Origin of the sequence: Neobacillus sp. GCM10027624 (assembly GCF_042675345.1) — a bacterium.
GTDB lineage: Bacteria > Bacillota > Bacilli > Bacillales > Cytobacillaceae > Neobacillus > Neobacillus cucumis_D.
Genome location: NZ_JBHTHD010000032.1, coordinates 11,884 through 29,889, shown reverse-complemented (window position 1 = coordinate 29,889; position 18,006 = coordinate 11,884). Strand labels below are relative to the sequence as shown.

The 18,006-nt window shown below is 40.7% G+C and carries 19 protein-coding genes and 2 other annotated features (1 of these 21 only partly in view); all 19 genes read right to left on the bottom strand.

What is annotated here, in order from left to right:
* Window positions 1-24: 24 nt before the first annotated feature.
* A complete protein-coding gene (rpsG, locus tag ACFQZ9_RS29360) occupies window positions 25-495 on the bottom strand; it encodes a 30S ribosomal protein S7 (RefSeq protein WP_026574084.1) in 471 nt (156 codons plus the stop codon).
* A 39-nt stretch (window positions 496-534) separates the two neighbouring features.
* A complete protein-coding gene (gene rpsL / locus ACFQZ9_RS29355; RefSeq protein WP_026574083.1) occupies window positions 535-957 on the bottom strand; it encodes a 30S ribosomal protein S12 in 423 nt (140 codons plus the stop codon).
* 104 nt (window positions 958-1,061) lie between these two features.
* Complete coding sequence (locus tag ACFQZ9_RS29350) at window positions 1,062-1,310, bottom strand: 50S ribosomal protein L7ae-like protein (RefSeq protein WP_198313613.1); 249 nt, start codon at window positions 1,308-1,310, stop codon at window positions 1,062-1,064.
* A 145-nt stretch (window positions 1,311-1,455) separates the two neighbouring features.
* Entirely contained in the window at window positions 1,456-5,055 is a 3,600-nt protein-coding gene (gene rpoC, locus ACFQZ9_RS29345) for a DNA-directed RNA polymerase subunit beta' (protein WP_498946871.1), read from the bottom strand.
* A gap of 127 nt (window positions 5,056-5,182) precedes the next feature.
* Window positions 5,183-8,743, bottom strand: coding sequence for a DNA-directed RNA polymerase subunit beta (rpoB, locus tag ACFQZ9_RS29340; protein ID WP_498946869.1), 3,561 nt, complete (start codon window positions 8,741-8,743; stop codon window positions 5,183-5,185).
* A 254-nt stretch (window positions 8,744-8,997) separates the two neighbouring features.
* Window positions 8,998-9,597 carry a class I SAM-dependent methyltransferase gene (locus ACFQZ9_RS29335; protein WP_498946867.1) on the bottom strand — a complete coding sequence of 200 codons (600 nt, stop codon included), beginning with the start codon at window positions 9,595-9,597 and terminating at the stop codon, window positions 8,998-9,000.
* 99 nt (window positions 9,598-9,696) lie between these two features.
* Complete coding sequence (rplL, locus tag ACFQZ9_RS29330; protein ID WP_026574078.1) at window positions 9,697-10,059, bottom strand: 50S ribosomal protein L7/L12; 363 nt, start codon at window positions 10,057-10,059, stop codon at window positions 9,697-9,699.
* Window positions 10,060-10,114: 55 nt separating this feature from the next.
* Entirely contained in the window at window positions 10,115-10,615 is a 501-nt protein-coding gene (gene rplJ / locus ACFQZ9_RS29325) for a 50S ribosomal protein L10 (protein WP_198313617.1), read from the bottom strand.
* Window positions 10,616-10,647: 32 nt separating this feature from the next.
* Window positions 10,648-10,793, bottom strand: a sequence feature (ribosomal protein L10 leader region).
* Window positions 10,794-10,842: 49 nt separating this feature from the next.
* A complete protein-coding gene (gene rplA, locus ACFQZ9_RS29320; RefSeq protein ID WP_198313618.1) occupies window positions 10,843-11,541 on the bottom strand; it encodes a 50S ribosomal protein L1 in 699 nt (232 codons plus the stop codon).
* Between the two features lie 113 nt (window positions 11,542-11,654).
* Complete coding sequence (rplK, locus tag ACFQZ9_RS29315; protein WP_026565509.1) at window positions 11,655-12,080, bottom strand: 50S ribosomal protein L11; 426 nt, start codon at window positions 12,078-12,080, stop codon at window positions 11,655-11,657.
* 193 nt (window positions 12,081-12,273) lie between these two features.
* Complete coding sequence (gene nusG, locus ACFQZ9_RS29310; protein WP_026574075.1) at window positions 12,274-12,807, bottom strand: transcription termination/antitermination protein NusG; 534 nt, start codon at window positions 12,805-12,807, stop codon at window positions 12,274-12,276.
* Between the two features lie 117 nt (window positions 12,808-12,924).
* Window positions 12,925-13,107, bottom strand: a complete 183-nt coding sequence (gene secE, locus ACFQZ9_RS29305) for a preprotein translocase subunit SecE (protein WP_026574074.1) — start codon at window positions 13,105-13,107, stop codon at window positions 12,925-12,927.
* 44 nt (window positions 13,108-13,151) lie between these two features.
* Complete coding sequence (rpmG, locus tag ACFQZ9_RS29300; protein WP_081810729.1) at window positions 13,152-13,298, bottom strand: 50S ribosomal protein L33; 147 nt, start codon at window positions 13,296-13,298, stop codon at window positions 13,152-13,154.
* Between the two features lie 119 nt (window positions 13,299-13,417).
* Window positions 13,418-14,068, bottom strand: a complete 651-nt coding sequence (gene sigH, locus ACFQZ9_RS29295; RefSeq protein WP_198313619.1) for an RNA polymerase sporulation sigma factor SigH — start codon at window positions 14,066-14,068, stop codon at window positions 13,418-13,420.
* Window positions 14,069-14,137: 69 nt separating this feature from the next.
* On the bottom strand, window positions 14,138-14,647 hold the full coding sequence (locus tag ACFQZ9_RS29290; RefSeq protein WP_498946862.1) for an NYN domain-containing protein: 510 nt from the start codon (window positions 14,645-14,647) through the stop codon (window positions 14,138-14,140).
* 2 nt (window positions 14,648-14,649) lie between these two features.
* On the bottom strand, window positions 14,650-15,393 hold the full coding sequence (gene rlmB, locus ACFQZ9_RS29285) for a 23S rRNA (guanosine(2251)-2'-O)-methyltransferase RlmB (RefSeq protein WP_198313621.1): 744 nt from the start codon (window positions 15,391-15,393) through the stop codon (window positions 14,650-14,652).
* Window positions 15,390-15,815, bottom strand: a complete 426-nt coding sequence (locus tag ACFQZ9_RS29280) for a Mini-ribonuclease 3 (protein WP_498946860.1) — start codon at window positions 15,813-15,815, stop codon at window positions 15,390-15,392. Before ACFQZ9_RS29280 ends, rlmB begins: the two co-directional genes overlap by 4 nt.
* Window positions 15,816-15,818: 3 nt before the next feature.
* A complete protein-coding gene (cysS, locus tag ACFQZ9_RS29275) occupies window positions 15,819-17,216 on the bottom strand; it encodes a cysteine--tRNA ligase (protein WP_198313623.1) in 1,398 nt (465 codons plus the stop codon).
* Window positions 17,197-17,865 carry a serine O-acetyltransferase gene (cysE, locus tag ACFQZ9_RS29270; protein ID WP_026574068.1) on the bottom strand — a complete coding sequence of 223 codons (669 nt, stop codon included), beginning with the start codon at window positions 17,863-17,865 and terminating at the stop codon, window positions 17,197-17,199. The genes cysS and cysE overlap by 20 nt, the downstream gene beginning before the upstream one ends.
* A 73-nt stretch (window positions 17,866-17,938) precedes the next feature.
* Window positions 17,939-18,006: a binding site (T-box leader), on the bottom strand; it runs 160 nt beyond the window's last position.

Genomic DNA, 18,006 nt, shown 5'->3' with positions numbered 1-18,006 from the left:
AAAGTTTTTATATTGAAGGTTAAATTACCAACGATAGTGAGCAAACGCTTTGTTTGCTTCAGCCATTTTGTGTGTATCTTCACGCTTCTTAACAGATGCACCAGTGTTGTTAGCTGCATCCATGATTTCGTTAGCTAAACGCTCTTCCATCGTTTTTTCACCGCGAAGACGTGAATAGTTAACTAACCAACGAAGACCTAAAGTAGTACGGCGGTCAGGGCGCACCTCAACTGGTACTTGGTAGTTGGCACCACCTACACGGCGTGCTCTTACTTCAAGTACAGGCATGATGTTTTTCATTGCTGCATCGAAAATTTCCATTGGTTCCTTACCAGTGCGTTCACGAATTGTATCAAACGCAGAGTAAAGAATTTCTTGGGATTTACCTCTTTTACCGTCAACCATCATTTTGTTGATTAGACGAGTAACTAATTTAGAATTGTAAAGTGGATCTGGTAACACGTCTCTTTTTGCTACAGGACCTTTACGTGGCATTTTATTTCCTCCTTTCGAAAAAGCTGTTATTTAATGTGATTATTTTTTAGCTGCTTTTGGTCTCTTAGTACCATATTTAGAACGACCTTGCATACGGTTGTTAACACCCGCAGTATCAAGCGCTCCACGTACGATGTGATAACGTACCCCTGGTAAGTCCTTTACACGTCCTCCACGGATAAGAACAACACTGTGCTCTTGAAGGTTGTGACCGATACCAGGAATGTATGCTGTCACCTCAATACCGTTTGTCAAGCGTACACGAGCATATTTACGTAACGCTGAGTTCGGTTTCTTTGGAGTCATTGTACCAACACGAGTACATACTCCGCGTTTTTGTGGTGAAGATACATTTGTTTGTGATTTTTTGAAGCTATTGTAACCTTTGTTTAGCGCAGGAGATTTTGACTTCTCAGTAATAGCCTGACGAGGCTTGCGCACTAATTGGTTAATAGTAGGCATGTTATGTTTCCTCCCTTCATTATTTGTAAGCCCACACATCCAGGTGGTTCATTTTTTTGCAAAAACAAAGTTTTTGCAGACTACTCTATCTACAAAAACAAGTTTTAACGGATAATCGCAACAGCTGAGGCTCCCACATCAACCCTGCATGCTTTTCCAAGCTTTTTGTTTGAATCAACATATAGGATTGGTACGTTCATTTGCAAGGCTTGATTTATCACAGAATCTGTTATCCTAGGATCGGCATCCCGTGCTATAACGAGCTCTTGTACTTGACCGTTATTAAGTGCTTTCGCTGTTTGTTTTGTTCCTATAACAATTTTGTTTGCCCGTAATACTTTTTCATAAGACATTTTCATATCCTCCAAAGTACTAGGTGAATAGGAGCACCTTTGATATATTAACATCTTAATAATGGGATGTCAACAAATCTTTAAAAAAAGTATTTTTCTTTAAAATGCGGTACCTGTAATTTGATAACAGGTACCGCTTGTCATGTTAGTCAATCGTAACGATTTCGTCAGATTCAGCTTCTGCAAAAACAGGTTCTGCCTTGCGATATCGCTGCATTCCTGTTCCAGCTGGAACTAGCTTACCAATGATAACATTTTCCTTAAGACCAAGTAATTCATCGCGTTTGCCTTTAATTGCAGCATCCGTAAGAACCCTTGTTGTTTCTTGGAATGATGCAGCGGACAAGAATGAATCCGTTTCAAGGGATGCCTTGGTAATACCAAGTAATACAGGTCGTCCTGTTGCAGGTAATTTACCAGATAACAATGCCTTTTCATTGGCATCCGTAAACTGGTGTATATCGAGTAATGTACCAGGAAGCACTTCTGTTTCACCGGCATCTACAACGCGCACCTTACGAAGCATTTGACGAACCATTACCTCAACGTGTTTATCACCGATTTCTACCCCTTGCATACGGTAAACCTTTTGTACCTCACGCAATAAGTATTCCTGAACGGCATTTACGTCTTTTACTTTGATTAATTCTTTCGGGTCGATTGAACCTTCGGTTAATTCTTCACCACGTTCTACACGATCATCGATTGCTACCTTTAAGCGGGCAGTATACGGTGCATTGTAAGTACGTGATTCCACTTCACCTTGAACAACAATTTCATGTTGACGGTCTCGTCCCTCATTAATGCCGACAACAACACCATCAATTTCCGAAATAACGGCTTGACCTTTAGGGTTACGTGCTTCAAAAATCTCTTGAATACGCGGAAGACCCTGTGTGATATCGTCTCCGGCAACACCGCCTGTATGGAATGTACGCATGGTTAATTGTGTACCCGGCTCACCAATGGATTGGGCTGCGATAATACCAACTGCTTCGCCCACTTCCACTTCCTGACCAGTAGCCAAGTTACGGCCATAACACTTCTTACATACTCCATGGCGGGTATTACATGTAAATACAGAACGAATTTTTACCTCTTCAACTCCGGCACCGACAATGACCTCAGCTAGGTCTTCAGTAATTAGTCCGTTTTCAGGAACAAGAACTTCCTTCGTTTCCGGATGTTTAATTGGGTTGCGGGCATAACGGCCAATTAGACGTTCTTCTAATGACTCAATGGTTTCATTTCCGTCTTTTAATGCACGAATGAGCAATCCACGGTCCGTTCCACAATCATCATCACGAACGATAACATCCTGTGCAACGTCAACAAGACGACGTGTTAAATAACCAGAGTCCGCTGTTTTAAGCGCCGTATCAGCAAGACCTTTACGGGCACCATGAGTGGAAATAAAGTATTCCAACACGGTTAAACCTTCACGGAAACTTGATTTAATCGGTAACTCAATGATCCGTCCAGCCGGGTTGGCCATCAATCCGCGCATACCAGCAAGCTGTGTAAAGTTCGATGCGTTACCACGCGCTCCAGAATCAGACATCATGAAGATTGGATTGGTTTTATTCAAGGATTTCATCAGTTTACCTTGAATCGTATCTTTAGCCGCACTCCAAATCGCAATGACACGATCGTAACGCTCATCTTCCGTAATTAAACCGCGTCTAAATTGTTTCATGACATTATCAACTTTTTCCTGTGCTTCGTGAAGGATTTGCTGTTTCTCACCTAATACGACGATATCAGCAACACCAACCGTAATGCCGGCCTTCGTTGAATGTTTAAATCCTAAATCCTTCATCCGGTCAAGCATTTTTGAGGTTTCAGTAATTTTGAAACGTTTGAATACTTCCGCAATGATATTTCCAAGGATTTTCTTTTTAAATGGATCGACGATTGGCATTTCTTTGATTCTTGCTCGGACATCATCACCCTTTTCAACAAAATACTTCTCAGGGGTTTTAACCTCTAAGTTATCTCTTGTTGGTTCATTTATATAAGGGAATGATTTAGGCAAAATTTCGTTAAAAATTAATTTACCCACTGTTGAAATCAATAGCATATTGTTTTGTTGCTCAGTAAAGGTTTCATTGCGAAGTGAACCTGCATGAACAGCCACACGAGTATGGTAATGAACAAAGCCATTTTGATAAGCAAGCAGCGCCTCATTGGTGTCTTTGAAAATCATTCCTTCTCCGACGGAACCTTCTCTTTCCAGTGTTAAGTAATAGTTACCAAGCACCATGTCCTGAGAAGGTGTAACAACAGGCTTACCATCTTTTGGATTCAAGATGTTTTGGGCTGCGAGCATTAACAATCTTGCTTCTGCTTGTGCTTCTGAAGAAAGCGGAACGTGAACAGCCATTTGGTCCCCGTCAAAGTCAGCGTTATATGCTGTACATACAAGCGGGTGCAATCGAATTGCCCGGCCTTCAACAAGGGTAGGTTCAAATGCCTGAATTCCCAGTCTGTGTAACGTAGGGGCACGGTTTAATAAAACCGGGTGCTCTCTAATTACATCTTCTAAAACATCCCAAACTTCAGGAGAAACTCGTTCAATTTTCCGTTTTGCAGATTTAATGTTATGTGCTAAACCTTTTTCAACAAGCTCTTTCATAACAAATGGCTTGAACAATTCAAGCGCCATTTCTTTAGGAAGACCACATTGATACATTTTCAAATTCGGACCAACGACAATAACGGAACGGCCAGAATAGTCAACACGCTTTCCAAGCAAGTTTTGACGGAAGCGGCCTTGTTTCCCTTTTAACATGTGGGAAAGTGACTTTAATGGACGATTTCCCGGTCCAGTTACCGGACGGCCGCGGCGGCCGTTATCGATTAATGCATCTACTGCCTCTTGAAGCATACGCTTTTCGTTTTGTACGATAATGCTTGGTGCTCCAAGGTCCAATAAACGCTTTAAACGGTTATTACGGTTAATCACACGGCGATATAGATCATTCAAGTCAGAAGTCGCAAATCTTCCTCCATCCAATTGCACCATTGGTCGTAATTCAGGTGGAATAACAGGAAGAACGTCAAGAATCATCCAGGATGGTTCATTACCAGAACCACGGAAGGCTTCTAGCACTTCAAGGCGTTTGATTGCACGTGTACGGCGCTGGCCTTGTGCTGTTTTCAACTCTTCCTTTAAGCTATCTACTTCTTTATTTAAATCAATATCTGAGAGTAACTTTTTAATGGCTTCAGCACCCATGGCAGCTTGAAACTTATTGCCAAACTTTTCACGGTATGCACGGTATTCCTTTTCAGATAAAAGCTGCTTCTTATCAAGCGCAGTGTCACCAGAATCTGTCACAACATAAGAGGCAAAATAAATCACTTCCTCCAATGCACGTGGAGACATATCTAAAACAAGTCCCATTCTGCTTGGAATCCCTTTAAAATACCAAATATGTGAAACAGGTGCCGCAAGCTCAATATGCCCCATTCTTTCACGGCGAACTTTTGCGCGCGTTACTTCAACACCGCATCGGTCACAGACAACACCTTTATAACGGACACGCTTATACTTTCCGCAATGACATTCCCAGTCCTTAGTTGGACCAAAAATCCTTTCACAGAACAAGCCGTCCTTTTCAGGTTTTAATGTACGATAGTTAATGGTTTCTGGCTTCTTCACTTCTCCGAATGACCATGAACGGATCTTATCCGGTGAAGCAAGGCCGATTTTCATATACTCAAAATTATTAACGTCCAGCAAGGGGCCTACCTCCCTTTTGATCTCCAGGTTTTACCCTAATTGCTCAGAAAAACTAAAAGCGCATAGAGGAACAAGTGTGACTTGTTCCTATTTTGCGTTTAAATGCACAGTGCGCTTTAGCAGCTAATTACTCTTTTGAACCAACTTTTTCAGATTCAAGGTTCTGGGCTTCAGGAACTATATTTAATGTATCGACCTGCTGCAAGTCGTCCTCATCTTCCAAATCACGCATTTCAATTTCTTCTTCATCACCGGAAAGGATTTTCACGTCCATACCAAGACTTTGAAGCTCTTTTATTAAAACCTTGAATGATTCTGGAACGCCTGGCTCCGGAACATTTTCACCTTTTACAATCGCTTCGTATGTTTTCACACGACCGACAACGTCGTCTGATTTAACAGTAAGGATTTCTTGAAGCGTATAAGCAGCACCATAGGCTTCAAGAGCCCAAACCTCCATCTCACCAAAACGCTGTCCGCCAAATTGCGCTTTACCGCCAAGTGGCTGCTGAGTAACAAGTGAGTAAGGTCCCGTTGAACGGGCATGCAATTTATCGTCAACCATGTGGGCAAGTTTAATCATATACATGACACCAACTGAAACCCGGTTGTCAAATGGTTCACCTGTACGGCCATCGTAAAGAACGGTTTTCGCATCTCGTGCCATTCCTGCCTCTTCAATCGTTGACCATACATCTTCTTCACGCGCTCCGTCAAATACTGGAGTTGCAACATGAATATCTAAATATCTGGCAGCCATTCCCAGATGGAGCTCAAGCACCTGCCCGATATTCATACGAGAAGGTACCCCTAATGGGTTTAACATGATATCAACCGGTGTGCCATCTGGTAAATAAGGCATGTCTTCTTCAGGTAAAATCCTTGAGATAACCCCTTTATTTCCGTGGCGTCCCGCCATTTTATCACCTTGGTGAATCTTACGCTTCTGTACGATATAAACACGAACAAGCTGGTTTACTCCCGGTGGAAGTTCGTCTCCGTCTTCACGGTTAAAGACTTTAACATCGTGGACGATTCCTCCGCCGCCATGTGGTACTCGTAATGAAGTATCGCGGACTTCACGGGCCTTTTCACCAAAAATAGCATGTAAGAGTCTTTCTTCAGCCGTTAGTTCGGTAACCCCTTTTGGTGTAACTTTACCAACAAGAAGATCACCATCTTTTACCTCTGCACCTGTACGGATAATACCGCGCTCATCCAGATTACGAAGGGCATCTTCCCCAACATTCGGAATATCACGGGTAATTTCCTCTGGTCCAAGCTTTGTATCACGAGATTCAGATTCATACTCTTCAATATGAATAGACGTATAAACATCATCTTTTACAAGACGTTCACTCATGATAATCGCATCTTCATAGTTATAACCATCCCACGTCATAAACGCAACGAGAACGTTACGTCCAAGAGCTAATTCCCCTAATTCCATTGAAGGACCATCAGCAAGAATTTCTCCCTTTTTCACACGGTTGCCTACTGCAACAATTGGACGCTGGTTGTAGCAAGTACCTTGGTTAGAACGTATAAACTTTAATAATCTGTATTTTTTTAGATCGCCTTTTACCTCTTGGCCATCTACTTCTTTAATTTCACGAACCCAAACTTCGCGGGCTTCTACATGTTCGACAATTCCATCCTGCTTACAAATAACCGCTGCACCTGAGTCTTTACCTGATACATATTCCATACCGGTTCCAACACGAGGAGCTTCCGGCTGCATAAGCGGTACTGCTTGACGTTGCATGTTCGCACCCATTAAGGCACGGTTTGAGTCATCATTTTCAAGGAATGGAATACACGCAGTTGCTGCAGATACAACCTGTTTTGGTGATACATCCATATAATCAATACGGTCACGATTTACAACCGTGTTCTCACCACGGAAACGAGCTACGATATCCGTATCAAGGAATGAACCATCGTCGCCTAAACGTGAATTCGCTTGTGCAACTACATAGTTATCTTCTTCATCTGCAGTAAGATAGTCAATTCGGCTTGTTACCTTTCCTGTGTCAGGATCAACACGGCGGTAAGGTGTTTCAATAAATCCGAAACGGTTCACTTTTGCATAAGATGATAATGAGTTAATCAAACCAATGTTCGGACCCTCTGGTGTTTCAATCGGACACATACGGCCATAGTGGGAGTAGTGAACGTCACGCACTTCCATTCCAGCACGTTCACGCGTTAATCCACCAGGTCCTAAGGCTGATAAACGGCGTTTATGTGTTAACTCTGCCAGCGGGTTCGTTTGATCCATGAATTGCGATAATTGCGAACTTCCGAAGAACTCTTTAATCGACGCAATAACAGGACGAATATTAATCAGCTGCTGCGGTGTGATTGTTGCTGTATCTTGAATAGACATTCTTTCGCGAACAACGCGCTCCATCCGGGATAATCCAATTCGGAATTGGTTTTGCAATAATTCACCAACAGAGCGTAAACGTCTGTTTCCTAGATGATCAATATCATCTGTATCTCCCACACCATGTAGCAAATCAAAGAAATAGCTGATGGACGCAATAATATCCGCAGGAGTGATATTCTTAATCGGTTCAGCAACATAGGCATTACCTAATACGTTGATGACTTTTTCATTTTCATCATTAGGGGCATAAATTTTAATTCCCTGAAGAATGATATCATCCTCTACTACGCCGCCCGATGGATTATAGCTGTTAAAGTTAATATTTTTTTCAAGCGCAGGAATAATCCGATCAAGATTTCTGCGGTCAAGTAACGTCCCTTTTTCTGCAATAATTTCACCAGTTTCAGGATCCACAAGGGATTCTGCTAAACGTTGATTGAATAAGCGGTTTTTAATATGAAGCTTTTTATTGATCTTATAACGACCAACATTAGCTAAATCGTATCGCTTAGGGTCAAAGAAACGGGAAACTAATAAACTTTTTGCATTTTCAACTGTCGGTGGTTCACCTGGACGCAGACGTTCATAAATTTCCAAAAGGGCTTTATCTACGCCCTCGGTATTGTCCTTCTCCAGCGTATTGCGAATATACTCGTTGTCCCCAATCAATTCAATGATTTCTTGATCAGAGCCGAAGCCAAGTGCACGCAAAAGAACCGTAACGGGCAGTTTCCGAGTACGATCTATTCTTACATATACGACATCTTTGGCATCTGTTTCATACTCAAGCCAAGCGCCGCGGTTCGGAATTACCGTTGCTGTAAATCCTCTTTTTCCGTTTTTATCAACTTTCCCACTGAAATATACGCTCGGTGAACGTACTAACTGAGAAACAATAACACGTTCAGCACCATTGATGACAAACGTACCTGTTTCTGTCATGAGCGGGAAATCGCCCATAAAAACATCTTGGTCTTTTACTTCGCCTGTTTCTTTGTTCACAAGACGTACTTTTACACGTAATGGCGCTGAATATGTAACGTCCCGTTCTTTTGATTCTTCAACAGAATACTTTGGATCGCCAAGGCTGTAATCAATAAATTCTAGAGATAGGTTACCAGTAAAGTCTTCAATCGGTGAAATATCCTGGAACATTTCACGCAACCCCTCATCAAGAAACCATTGATATGAAGAGGTTTGGATTTCAATAAGATTTGGTAATTCTAAAACTTCACTGATTCGCGCGTAACTCCTCCGCTTCCGGTGTCGTCCATACTGAACTAGTTGACCTGTCAACTGATTCACCCCTCAAATCAAGCGTTATAATAAAAATGTATTAACGTCTTTTAAGAAGAAATAAACTCCTTCTCATCAGACAAAAAGAAAAAGGGTTTTACATAAAAACCACATTTTCACATTTTGACTATTATTTTGTCATCATTTCCGTCTTTATCCATTTTTATACAGTAAAATCAATTGTTTTCAGGAATAATTCGGAAAATATTATGATGGCATTTTATAATGCTAACATAGTGGCATATTAGAGTCAACTACTTTTTAGCCTTAATAACAAAATAACCTTTTGATTTGTCAACCGTCTCTACCTCAGAAAATAGTTCTTTTAATTTTTCTATCGCTGACGGTGCTCCTTGTTTCTTTTGTATCACTACCCAGAGCTCGCCGCCAGATGCGAGGTACTCGTGGCTCTGTTCAAAAATGTCGTGAACAACCTGTTTTCCGGCTCGAATCGGAGGATTCGTTAAAACAACAGCAAAATCACTTGTCTTAACCCCCATCAACCGATCACTTTCAAAAATTACAACATTTTCAATTCGATTAAGCACGGCATTTTCTTTTGCTAATTCAATTGCCCGCTCATTTACATCAACCATATGAACCATTCGCTCAGGGTAAGTTAGTGCCATAGTGAGACCGATCGGCCCATAGCCACAGCCAACATCTAAAATGGAGCCTTCGACATCAGGCATTTCAAACGCCTCAATTAATATACGCGAGCCAAAGTCCACTTCCCGCTTTGAAAAAACACCATTATCCGTTTTAAAGCGAAATCGGTGATTTTTTAATGTAAAATCCCAGTACTTCGGATCACTTTCAACTTTTTGGGTACGAGAATAGTAGTGCTCAGACAAAAGACAATTCCTCCCTGGAGAATGATATTGAAGAAAAACGAGGATTTTAAAAATAAGCCAAAAAAAGCCCGCTATACAGCGAGCTTTTTTATAGAAAAATTACTTAACTTCAACGTTCGCTCCAACTTCATCAAGCTTAGCTTTGATTGCTTCAGCATCTTCTTTAGATACGCCTTCTTTAACTGGCTTTGGAGTGTTATCAACAAGGTCTTTTGCTTCTTTAAGACCAAGACCAGTGATTTCACGAACAACTTTAATAACTTTGATTTTTTGATCGCCAGCGCTAGCTAGGATTACATCAAATTCAGTTTTTTCTTCAACAGCAGCAGCACCAGCTCCGCCAACCATAGCTACAGGAGCAGCAGCAGTTACGCCGAATTCTTCTTCGATTGCTTTTACTAGATCGTTAAGTTCTAAAACAGTCATAGATTTAACTGCTTCAATGATTTGTTCTTTAGTCATTTTAAATTTCCTCCTTAGTTTTCATTCAATTTATTAATTACGCTTTTAGATTAACTTACGCGCCTTGTTCTTCTTTTTGATCTGCAACTGCTTTTGCAGCAAGAGCAAGATTGCGGATTGGAGCTTGTAGTACGGAAAGTAGCATAGAAAGTAAGCCTTCGCGTGAAGGTAGTTCAGCAAGAGCTTTAACCTCTTCAACTGTAGCGATGCTTCCTTCAATTACACCTGCTTTAATTTCAAGAGCCTCATGTTTTTTTGCAAAATCATTAAGGATTTTAGCAGGAGCTACAACATCTTCGGTACTGAACGCAATTGCGTTTGGACCTGTTAGAGCTTCGTTTAAACCTGAAAGTTCAACAGCATCAGCCGCACGGCGAGCCATTGAGTTTTTGTAAACTTTGAAATCGACACCAGCTTCGCGAAGTTGCTTACGAAGTTCAGTTACTTCAGCAACAGTAAGACCACGGTAGTCAACAACAATCGTAGATTTGCTGGCTTTTAATTTATCAGCGATTTCATCAACGATTAATTTCTTTGATTCGATTGCACTGCTCATCTTTACACCTCCTGTAGTTATCTACATTTATACCAGGCAGATAAAAACCTCCATATCAGACAAAGACATGGAGGCAGCATAAAGCTGAAGCGTTTCAGCCAATTTATCGCATTACCTCGGCAGGATTATTAAACGCATATTGCGTCCCTGCTGTCTACAGTACAAATGTTTTTAATTTAAACAACAAAATATATTATATTAAACCTATAATTATTTGTCAACAAAAATTATTTTGCTGCAACTGAAGAAGGATCAACCTTTACGCCAGGTCCCATTGTTGAAGTAACAGTTACGTTCTTCATGTAAGTACCTTTTGCAGCAGCAGGCTTAACTTTCATCATTGTGTCGAAAATAGTTTTGAAGTTTTCAACAAGTTTTCCATCTTCAAAAGAAGCTTTACCGATTGGCACGTGGATATTACCAGCTTTGTCAACACGGTATTCAACTTTACCTGCTTTAATTTCATTAATTGCTTTTGTTACATCAAATGTAACTGTACCAGTTTTAGGGTTTGGCATTAAACCTTTAGGTCCTAATACACGACCAAGTTTACCAACTTCACCCATCATGTCTGGAGTTGCGACGATTACATCAAATTCAAACCAACCTTGTTGGATTTTGTTGATGTATTCTGAATCGCCAACATAATCAGCGCCAGCTGCTTCTGCTTCTTTCACTTTTTCACCCTTCGCGAATACTAAAACGCGTTGAGTTTTACCAGTACCGTTTGGAAGTACAACTGCGCCACGGATTTGTTGGTCAGCTTTCTTAGGATCAACGCCTAAGCGGAATGCAACTTCAAGAGTTGCGTCAAATTTTGCAGTGTTTGTCTTCTTTGCAAGTTCAATTGCTTCTGCAACTGGGTAAGCTTTTGTGCGATCTACAAGCTTCACAGCTTCTAGATACTTTTTACCTTTTTTAGCCATTTTGTTTTTCCTCCTAAATTGTGGTTTTAACGTTGAATAACTCCCACGAAAAAGGTTGCGAATATTTTAGAACTTCGCAACCCCCTCATTACATCATCAACAGTTTACATGGATTAATCTTCGATAACGATTCCCATGCTGCGTGCAGTACCTTCAACCATGCGCATTGCTGCTTCAACGCTAGCTGCGTTAAGGTCAGGCATTTTCTGTTCCGCAATCTCGCGTACTGTGTTACGCTTAACTGTTGCTACTTTATTACGGTTTGGTTCACCAGAACCAGACTGGATTCCAGCTGCTACTTTCAAAAGAACGGCAGCAGGAGGAGTTTTCGTAATAAATGTAAATGAACGGTCTTCAAACACCGTAATTTCAACAGGAATAATTAATCCAGCTTGATCAGCTGTACGAGCGTTAAATTCCTTACAGAATCCCATGATATTAACACCGGCTTGACCTAGTGCAGGACCAACTGGTGGTGCAGGATTCGCTTTACCAGCAGGGATTTGCAATTTAACAACTTTAATTACTTTTTTAGCCACGAGACACACCTCCTTAAAGTCCGTGATGTGGTAATAGGGTATTTACCCTCCCACTCAAGGCATCTGTCTTTATATAAAGATAAAGAACTTGACAAAGTCTTGTCTCAAAAATCGAGACATACTGACCTATGAAATATTAACATTTTTTATAATTGATTTCAAGTTTTTTTACAATATCAATCAATTTTTCTTTTTAGAGCTTATCAATTTGCGTAAAATCTAACTCTACAGGCGTATCACGGCCAAACATATTAACAAGTACTTTAAGCTTAGCTTTATCCTTGTCCATTTCTTCTACAGTACCGGTAAAGTTAGCAAATGGGCCTTCTTTTACGCGTACGGTTTCACCAATTTCAAAATCCACATCCAAACGTTTTTCTTCTACTCCCATGCGTTTCAGTAATACCGTCACCTCTTCCGGAAGAAGCGGTGTCGGTTTTGAACCTGAACCGGCAGAGCCAACGAATCCAGTTACTCCAGGAGTATTCCGTACGACGTACCAAGAATCATCTGTCATAACAATTTCAACTAGTACATATCCAGGGAAAACTTTTCGTTTTACGACTTTCTTTTTACCATTTTTAATTTCGGTTTCTTCTTCCTCAGGTACAACTACTCGGAAAATTTTATCCGCCATCCCCATTGATTCAACGCGTTTTTCCAGATTGGCTTTTACTTTATTTTCATAGCCTGAGTAAGTATGAACAACATACCAATTCTTTTCCATTTAAGAGGACTAGTGTCCGTCCCTCCCTGTATTTTTATCAAAATAAAAAACCCGTTAAACGGGCTTTGCATAAAAATTTCCTGTATTAATCACCATTATACCATGAAATAACATCTATTATTCAAGAATTAAACGAATCAATTTAGAAATTCCTAAATCTATTACTTCAAAGAAAAGCGCAACAAACACAACGGTAGATAAAACAGTAACTGTGTATCTCGTTAATTCACCGCGTTTTGGCCAGCTAACCTTTCTCATCTCGCGGACAACATCACTGAAGAACTTCTTTATGCGCTGCATTCTGTAACCTCCAAAATCGGGATTGCCTACTAACTATATTAAAATTACTTTGTCTCACGGTGTAATGTATGCGAATTACAAGTTTTGCAGAATTTTTTCAATTCTAATCTCTCGGATTTTTCCTGCTTGCCGATTGTCGAATAATTCCTTGAACCACAGTCAACACAGGCTAGGATAACCTTTTTACTCATGTTTGACACCTTCAATTGTCCTACTATTATATCCTTAAAAATGTAACATGGTACATACTATATGTCAATAACAGTTGGGAACGCATTCACATAAATTCCATATTTATACTAGTTATAAATTACAAGGAAAACTCCCGGATTTCAAGGTATCTTTCAAGCTTTCGCTTTACACGCTGCAACGCATTATCGATTGATTTAACATGGCGGTTGAGTTCCTCAGATATCTCCTGATAGGATTGTCCATCAAGGTAGAGCGCCAGAACCTTCCTTTCTAAATCACTCAATAATTCTGTCATTTTTACCTCAATATGATCAAATTCTTCTTGATTAATGATTAACTCCTCCGGATCAAGCACTTTTGCCCCAGATAGAATATCCATTAATGTTCGGTCTGATTCTTCATCATAAATAGGCTTGTCCAATGAGACATATGAATTTAGCGGAATATGCTTTTGTCTTGTCGCTGTTTTTATTGCCGTAATAATTTGCCGGGTAATACAAAGCTCTGCAAACGCTTTAAATGAAGTGAGCTTGTCCTCCCGAAAATCACGTATCGCCTTATACAGCCCGATCATACCCTCCTGGACAATATCTTCCTTATCTGCCCCAATTAAAAAGTAGGATCTTGCTTTTGCCCGTACAAAATTTCGATACTTGTGGATTAAATAATCCAACGCTTCACTTTCACCCTGGTGCACTAGATCCACAATTCCCTCATCTTCCATTGAAAAAAATTGTTCGTTGATTTTTATCCCGAAGTCTGTACTCACTAGATCCCCCTCCACCGAACAAGCATAGATAATTTAAGTATACATGATGGTTTTTTCGACCGTCAATTCTTACTTTTCTCCCCTGCGCCATTTTTCAAAAATTTCTGCCATTTCGTCACTGATTTGAATCTTTGCAGCAGGCCGTTTCTCTTGAATTTTCTTTACCCTCTTTTCTATGCCTTTTTCAATAGAAGACATCTCAATCAATAATTCCCTAGCAGATTTCCTTAGTGCCCCTTGTCCAAAGATCGCCCATTGTTCTGTAAAATCAGATGTGGCCACGTGAATTTGCGTTTTTCGATTATTTAGGCTAATCGCTAATTTCTCAATCCGTTCATCCGCTGTTTCATTTTTCTTTGTAAAAATCACTTCAACTTTATGATTTTTATATTTTTTCTCGGTGCCTTGAACATACTGGGCATCAAAAACCACGACCACACGGTAACCGGAAAAGGCTTGGTATTCTGCCATTTTTTCCACCAAACGATCCCGTGCGGCAGGTAAATCACGTTCCTTTAGATCCCTTAAATCGGGCCAGGCACCGATAATGTTATAGCCATCGACAAGCAGGATATCCATTTCTATCCCTCAAGCGGGTGCCTTTTTCGGAATACCTCATACATGAGCAATGACGCTGCAACGGATGCATTCAAGGATGTAACCTTTCCAGCCATTGGCAAATGAATTAAAAAGTCACATTTATCGCGCACAAGCCTGCCCATACCTTTTCCCTCACTACCAATCACGAGGCCAAGTGGAAGCGTCCCATCAAATTGGCGGTAATCCTCTTTCCCTTTAGCATCTGTTCCGGCAATCCATACGCCCCGTTCCTTTAATTCATCAATGGTACGAGCCATATTTGTCACACGGACAACAGGTATATATTCAATCGCTCCAGTCGAGGCTTTTGCCACTGTCGCGGTTAATCCAACGGCTCTTCGCTTTGGAATAATAATGCCATGAGCCCCTACCGCATCAGCCGTTCTCATAATGGAACCAAGGTTATGCGGGTCTTCAATTTCATCTAATAATAAAAAGAAAGGAGGTTCATTTTTCTTTTCTGCGGCAGCAAATAAATCATCCATTTCTGCATATTGGTAGGCTGCCACATACGCAAGGACCCCCTGATGATTCTGATCTGTAATTTGATCAATTTTTTTCTTTGGGACAAATTGAACAATCACATTTCCCTCTTTAGCAAGCTGGGTAATTTGCTGCATTTGCCCTCGCTGGGAACCCTCGGCAATGAGAATCTTATTGATATCGCGCTCTGACTTTAATGCTTCAATGACTGGATTTTTTCCGATGATATATTCTTGGGTCATCCTGTTGTTCCTCCTTTCTTTTCGTCTACATAGGTAAATGCTTTTTGAATAAGTTCCTCTAACCGGTTTAGTTCTCCGGTTAAATATAGATGTCCCATCAATGCTTCAAACGCCGTGCTGTAACGGTACGTTTGGACATCTGTATTTTTGGGGACGGTTCCTGACTTTGCATTTCGTCCCCGCATGATGACAGTTGTTTCTTCTTCCGTAAGAAGGTGGTCATCCATCATTTGAAACAAAATTTGGCATTGTGCTTTTGCGGAAACATATTTCGTCCCGGCATGATGTAACTGGTTAGGCCTTACTTTCCCGCTTTGCAGCAGGTGACGCCGTACATAAATTTCAAATACTGCATCACCCATGTAAGCAAGTGCCAAACTATTTAATTGTTTTGCATCCACATGATTCTCATAATCAAGCATCAATTATCCTCTTTTCCAGCGTGTACCCTGAGGTGTATCTTCTAAAATAATATTCATTGCTTTTAGCTGATCCCGAATTTGGTCTGCTAATTGGAAATTACGATCCTTGCGGGCTTGAATTCGTTTTTCAAGTAAGGCATCAATTTCTTCGTCCAACATTTCTTCTTTTTCAAGTGTTAAACCTAAAACATGGAACAATTGCTCAAATTCGTTGATAAATTCATCGATTACAATCTTGGCTGTATTTTTTTCGAGTAAATAATAGTTCGCCAATTTTGAAAGCTCGAAAAGAACTGAAATGGCATTGGCCGTGTTAAAATCATCATCCATGTCCTTTATAAATTGGCCGCGTAATTCTTCTATTTTTTCAAGCCATTCCTGATTATTATTGGTTAAGTCTGTACTTGCCTCTTTGCGATGCTTTAAATTTTGGTAGGAGGTGGTCAACCTTTCGAATGCCGCCTTCGTACTTTCTAATAATTCCTCGCTATAATTGATTGGATTGCGGTAATGAACAGACAACATAAAGAATCGTAATACCTGCGGGTTATGCTTTTTAATGATGTCATGGACTAACACAAAATTGCCAAGTGATTTTGACATTTTTTCATTATCAATATTAATATAGCCATTATGCATCCAGTAATTTGCAAATGTTTTTCCGGAAAGTGCTTCCGATTGGGCAATTTCATTTTCATGATGTGGGAAGGTTAAATCCTGTCCGCCGGCATGGATGTCAATGGTTTCTCCCAAATACTTTTTCGCCATTGCCGAGCACTCAATATGCCAGCCTGGTCTGCCGATTCCCCACGGACTTTCCCAGAAGATTTCTCCTTCCTTTGCTGCTTTCCATAGAGCAAAGTCAAGATCATCCTGTTTCTTTTCGCCAACCTCAATTCTTGCTCCTACCCGAAGCTCATCAATTGATTGATGTGATAGTTTACCATATTCATCAAACTTTCTTGTCCGGAAGTAAACATCCCCCTCTGACTCATAGGCATAACCTTTTTCAATTAATTGGCTGATAAAGTCGATAATAATATCCATATTTTCCATTACACGCGGATGAACATCGGCTTTTTGGCAGCCTAATGCAGATACATCCTCAAAATAGGCATGGATGAAGCGATTGGCAATTGTCGGAACATCTTCACCTAATTGATTGGCTGCACGAATCAGCTTATCATCAACATCAGTAAAGTTTGATACGTATTTCACCTCAAAGCCCCGGTATTCCAAATAACGGCGGACGGTATCAAATACAATAGCCGGACGTGCATTGCCTATATGAATATAATTATAGACCGTTGGACCGCAGACATACATTTTTACCTTTCCTTCTTCTAACGGAACGAACATTTCCTTTTTTCGTGTAAGTGTATTATATAACTGAATGGTCATTAAGCTTGCTCCCTTCATCTTCTAGCTCATCTAGATGGTGCTGTAACCGATTGATCTCGTTTTGCATTTCCGATAACCGATCCGCAATTGGATCTGGCAGATCGCAGTGGTTGAAGTCCTTATTAATTCGTTTTCCGTTCTGAATCACTACCCTGCCTGGAACACCTACAACGGTAGAATTGGGCGGCACCTCTTTTAAAACAACAGAGCCGGCGCCAATTTTTGAATTTTCCCCAACTGTAATCGATCCAAGTACCTTAGCCCCTGTAGCGATCAAGGCGTTGTCCTTAATAGTTGGATGACGTTTTCCCTTTTCTTTCCCTGTTCCGCCAAGCGTTACCCCTTGGAAAACTGTTACGTTATCCCCTATTTCACAGGTTTCCCCAATGACGACACCCATGCCATGGTCAATAAAAAATCTTCTGCCTATTTTTGCCCCCGGGTGAATTTCAATTCCGGTAAAAAAACGGCTGACCTGAGAAATCACCCTCGCGATAAAATAAAATTTCCGCTTATAGAAGGCATGAGCAATTCGATGTGCCCAAATGGCATGTAAACCGGAATACGTTAATACCACTTCAAAATAACTTCGTGCCGCAGGATCCTGTTCAAATATAACCTCAACGTCCTCTTTAAATGTTTTAAACATGATGGTTTCCCCCCTTTTTTGAAAACACAGCCCAAAATTCCCCATTAATATAAAAAAGCGTCCCTGTCTATACGACAGAGACGCTTAAGCGCGGTTCCACTCTGATTAGACCAAAACTATATATTGGTCTCACTCTACCTG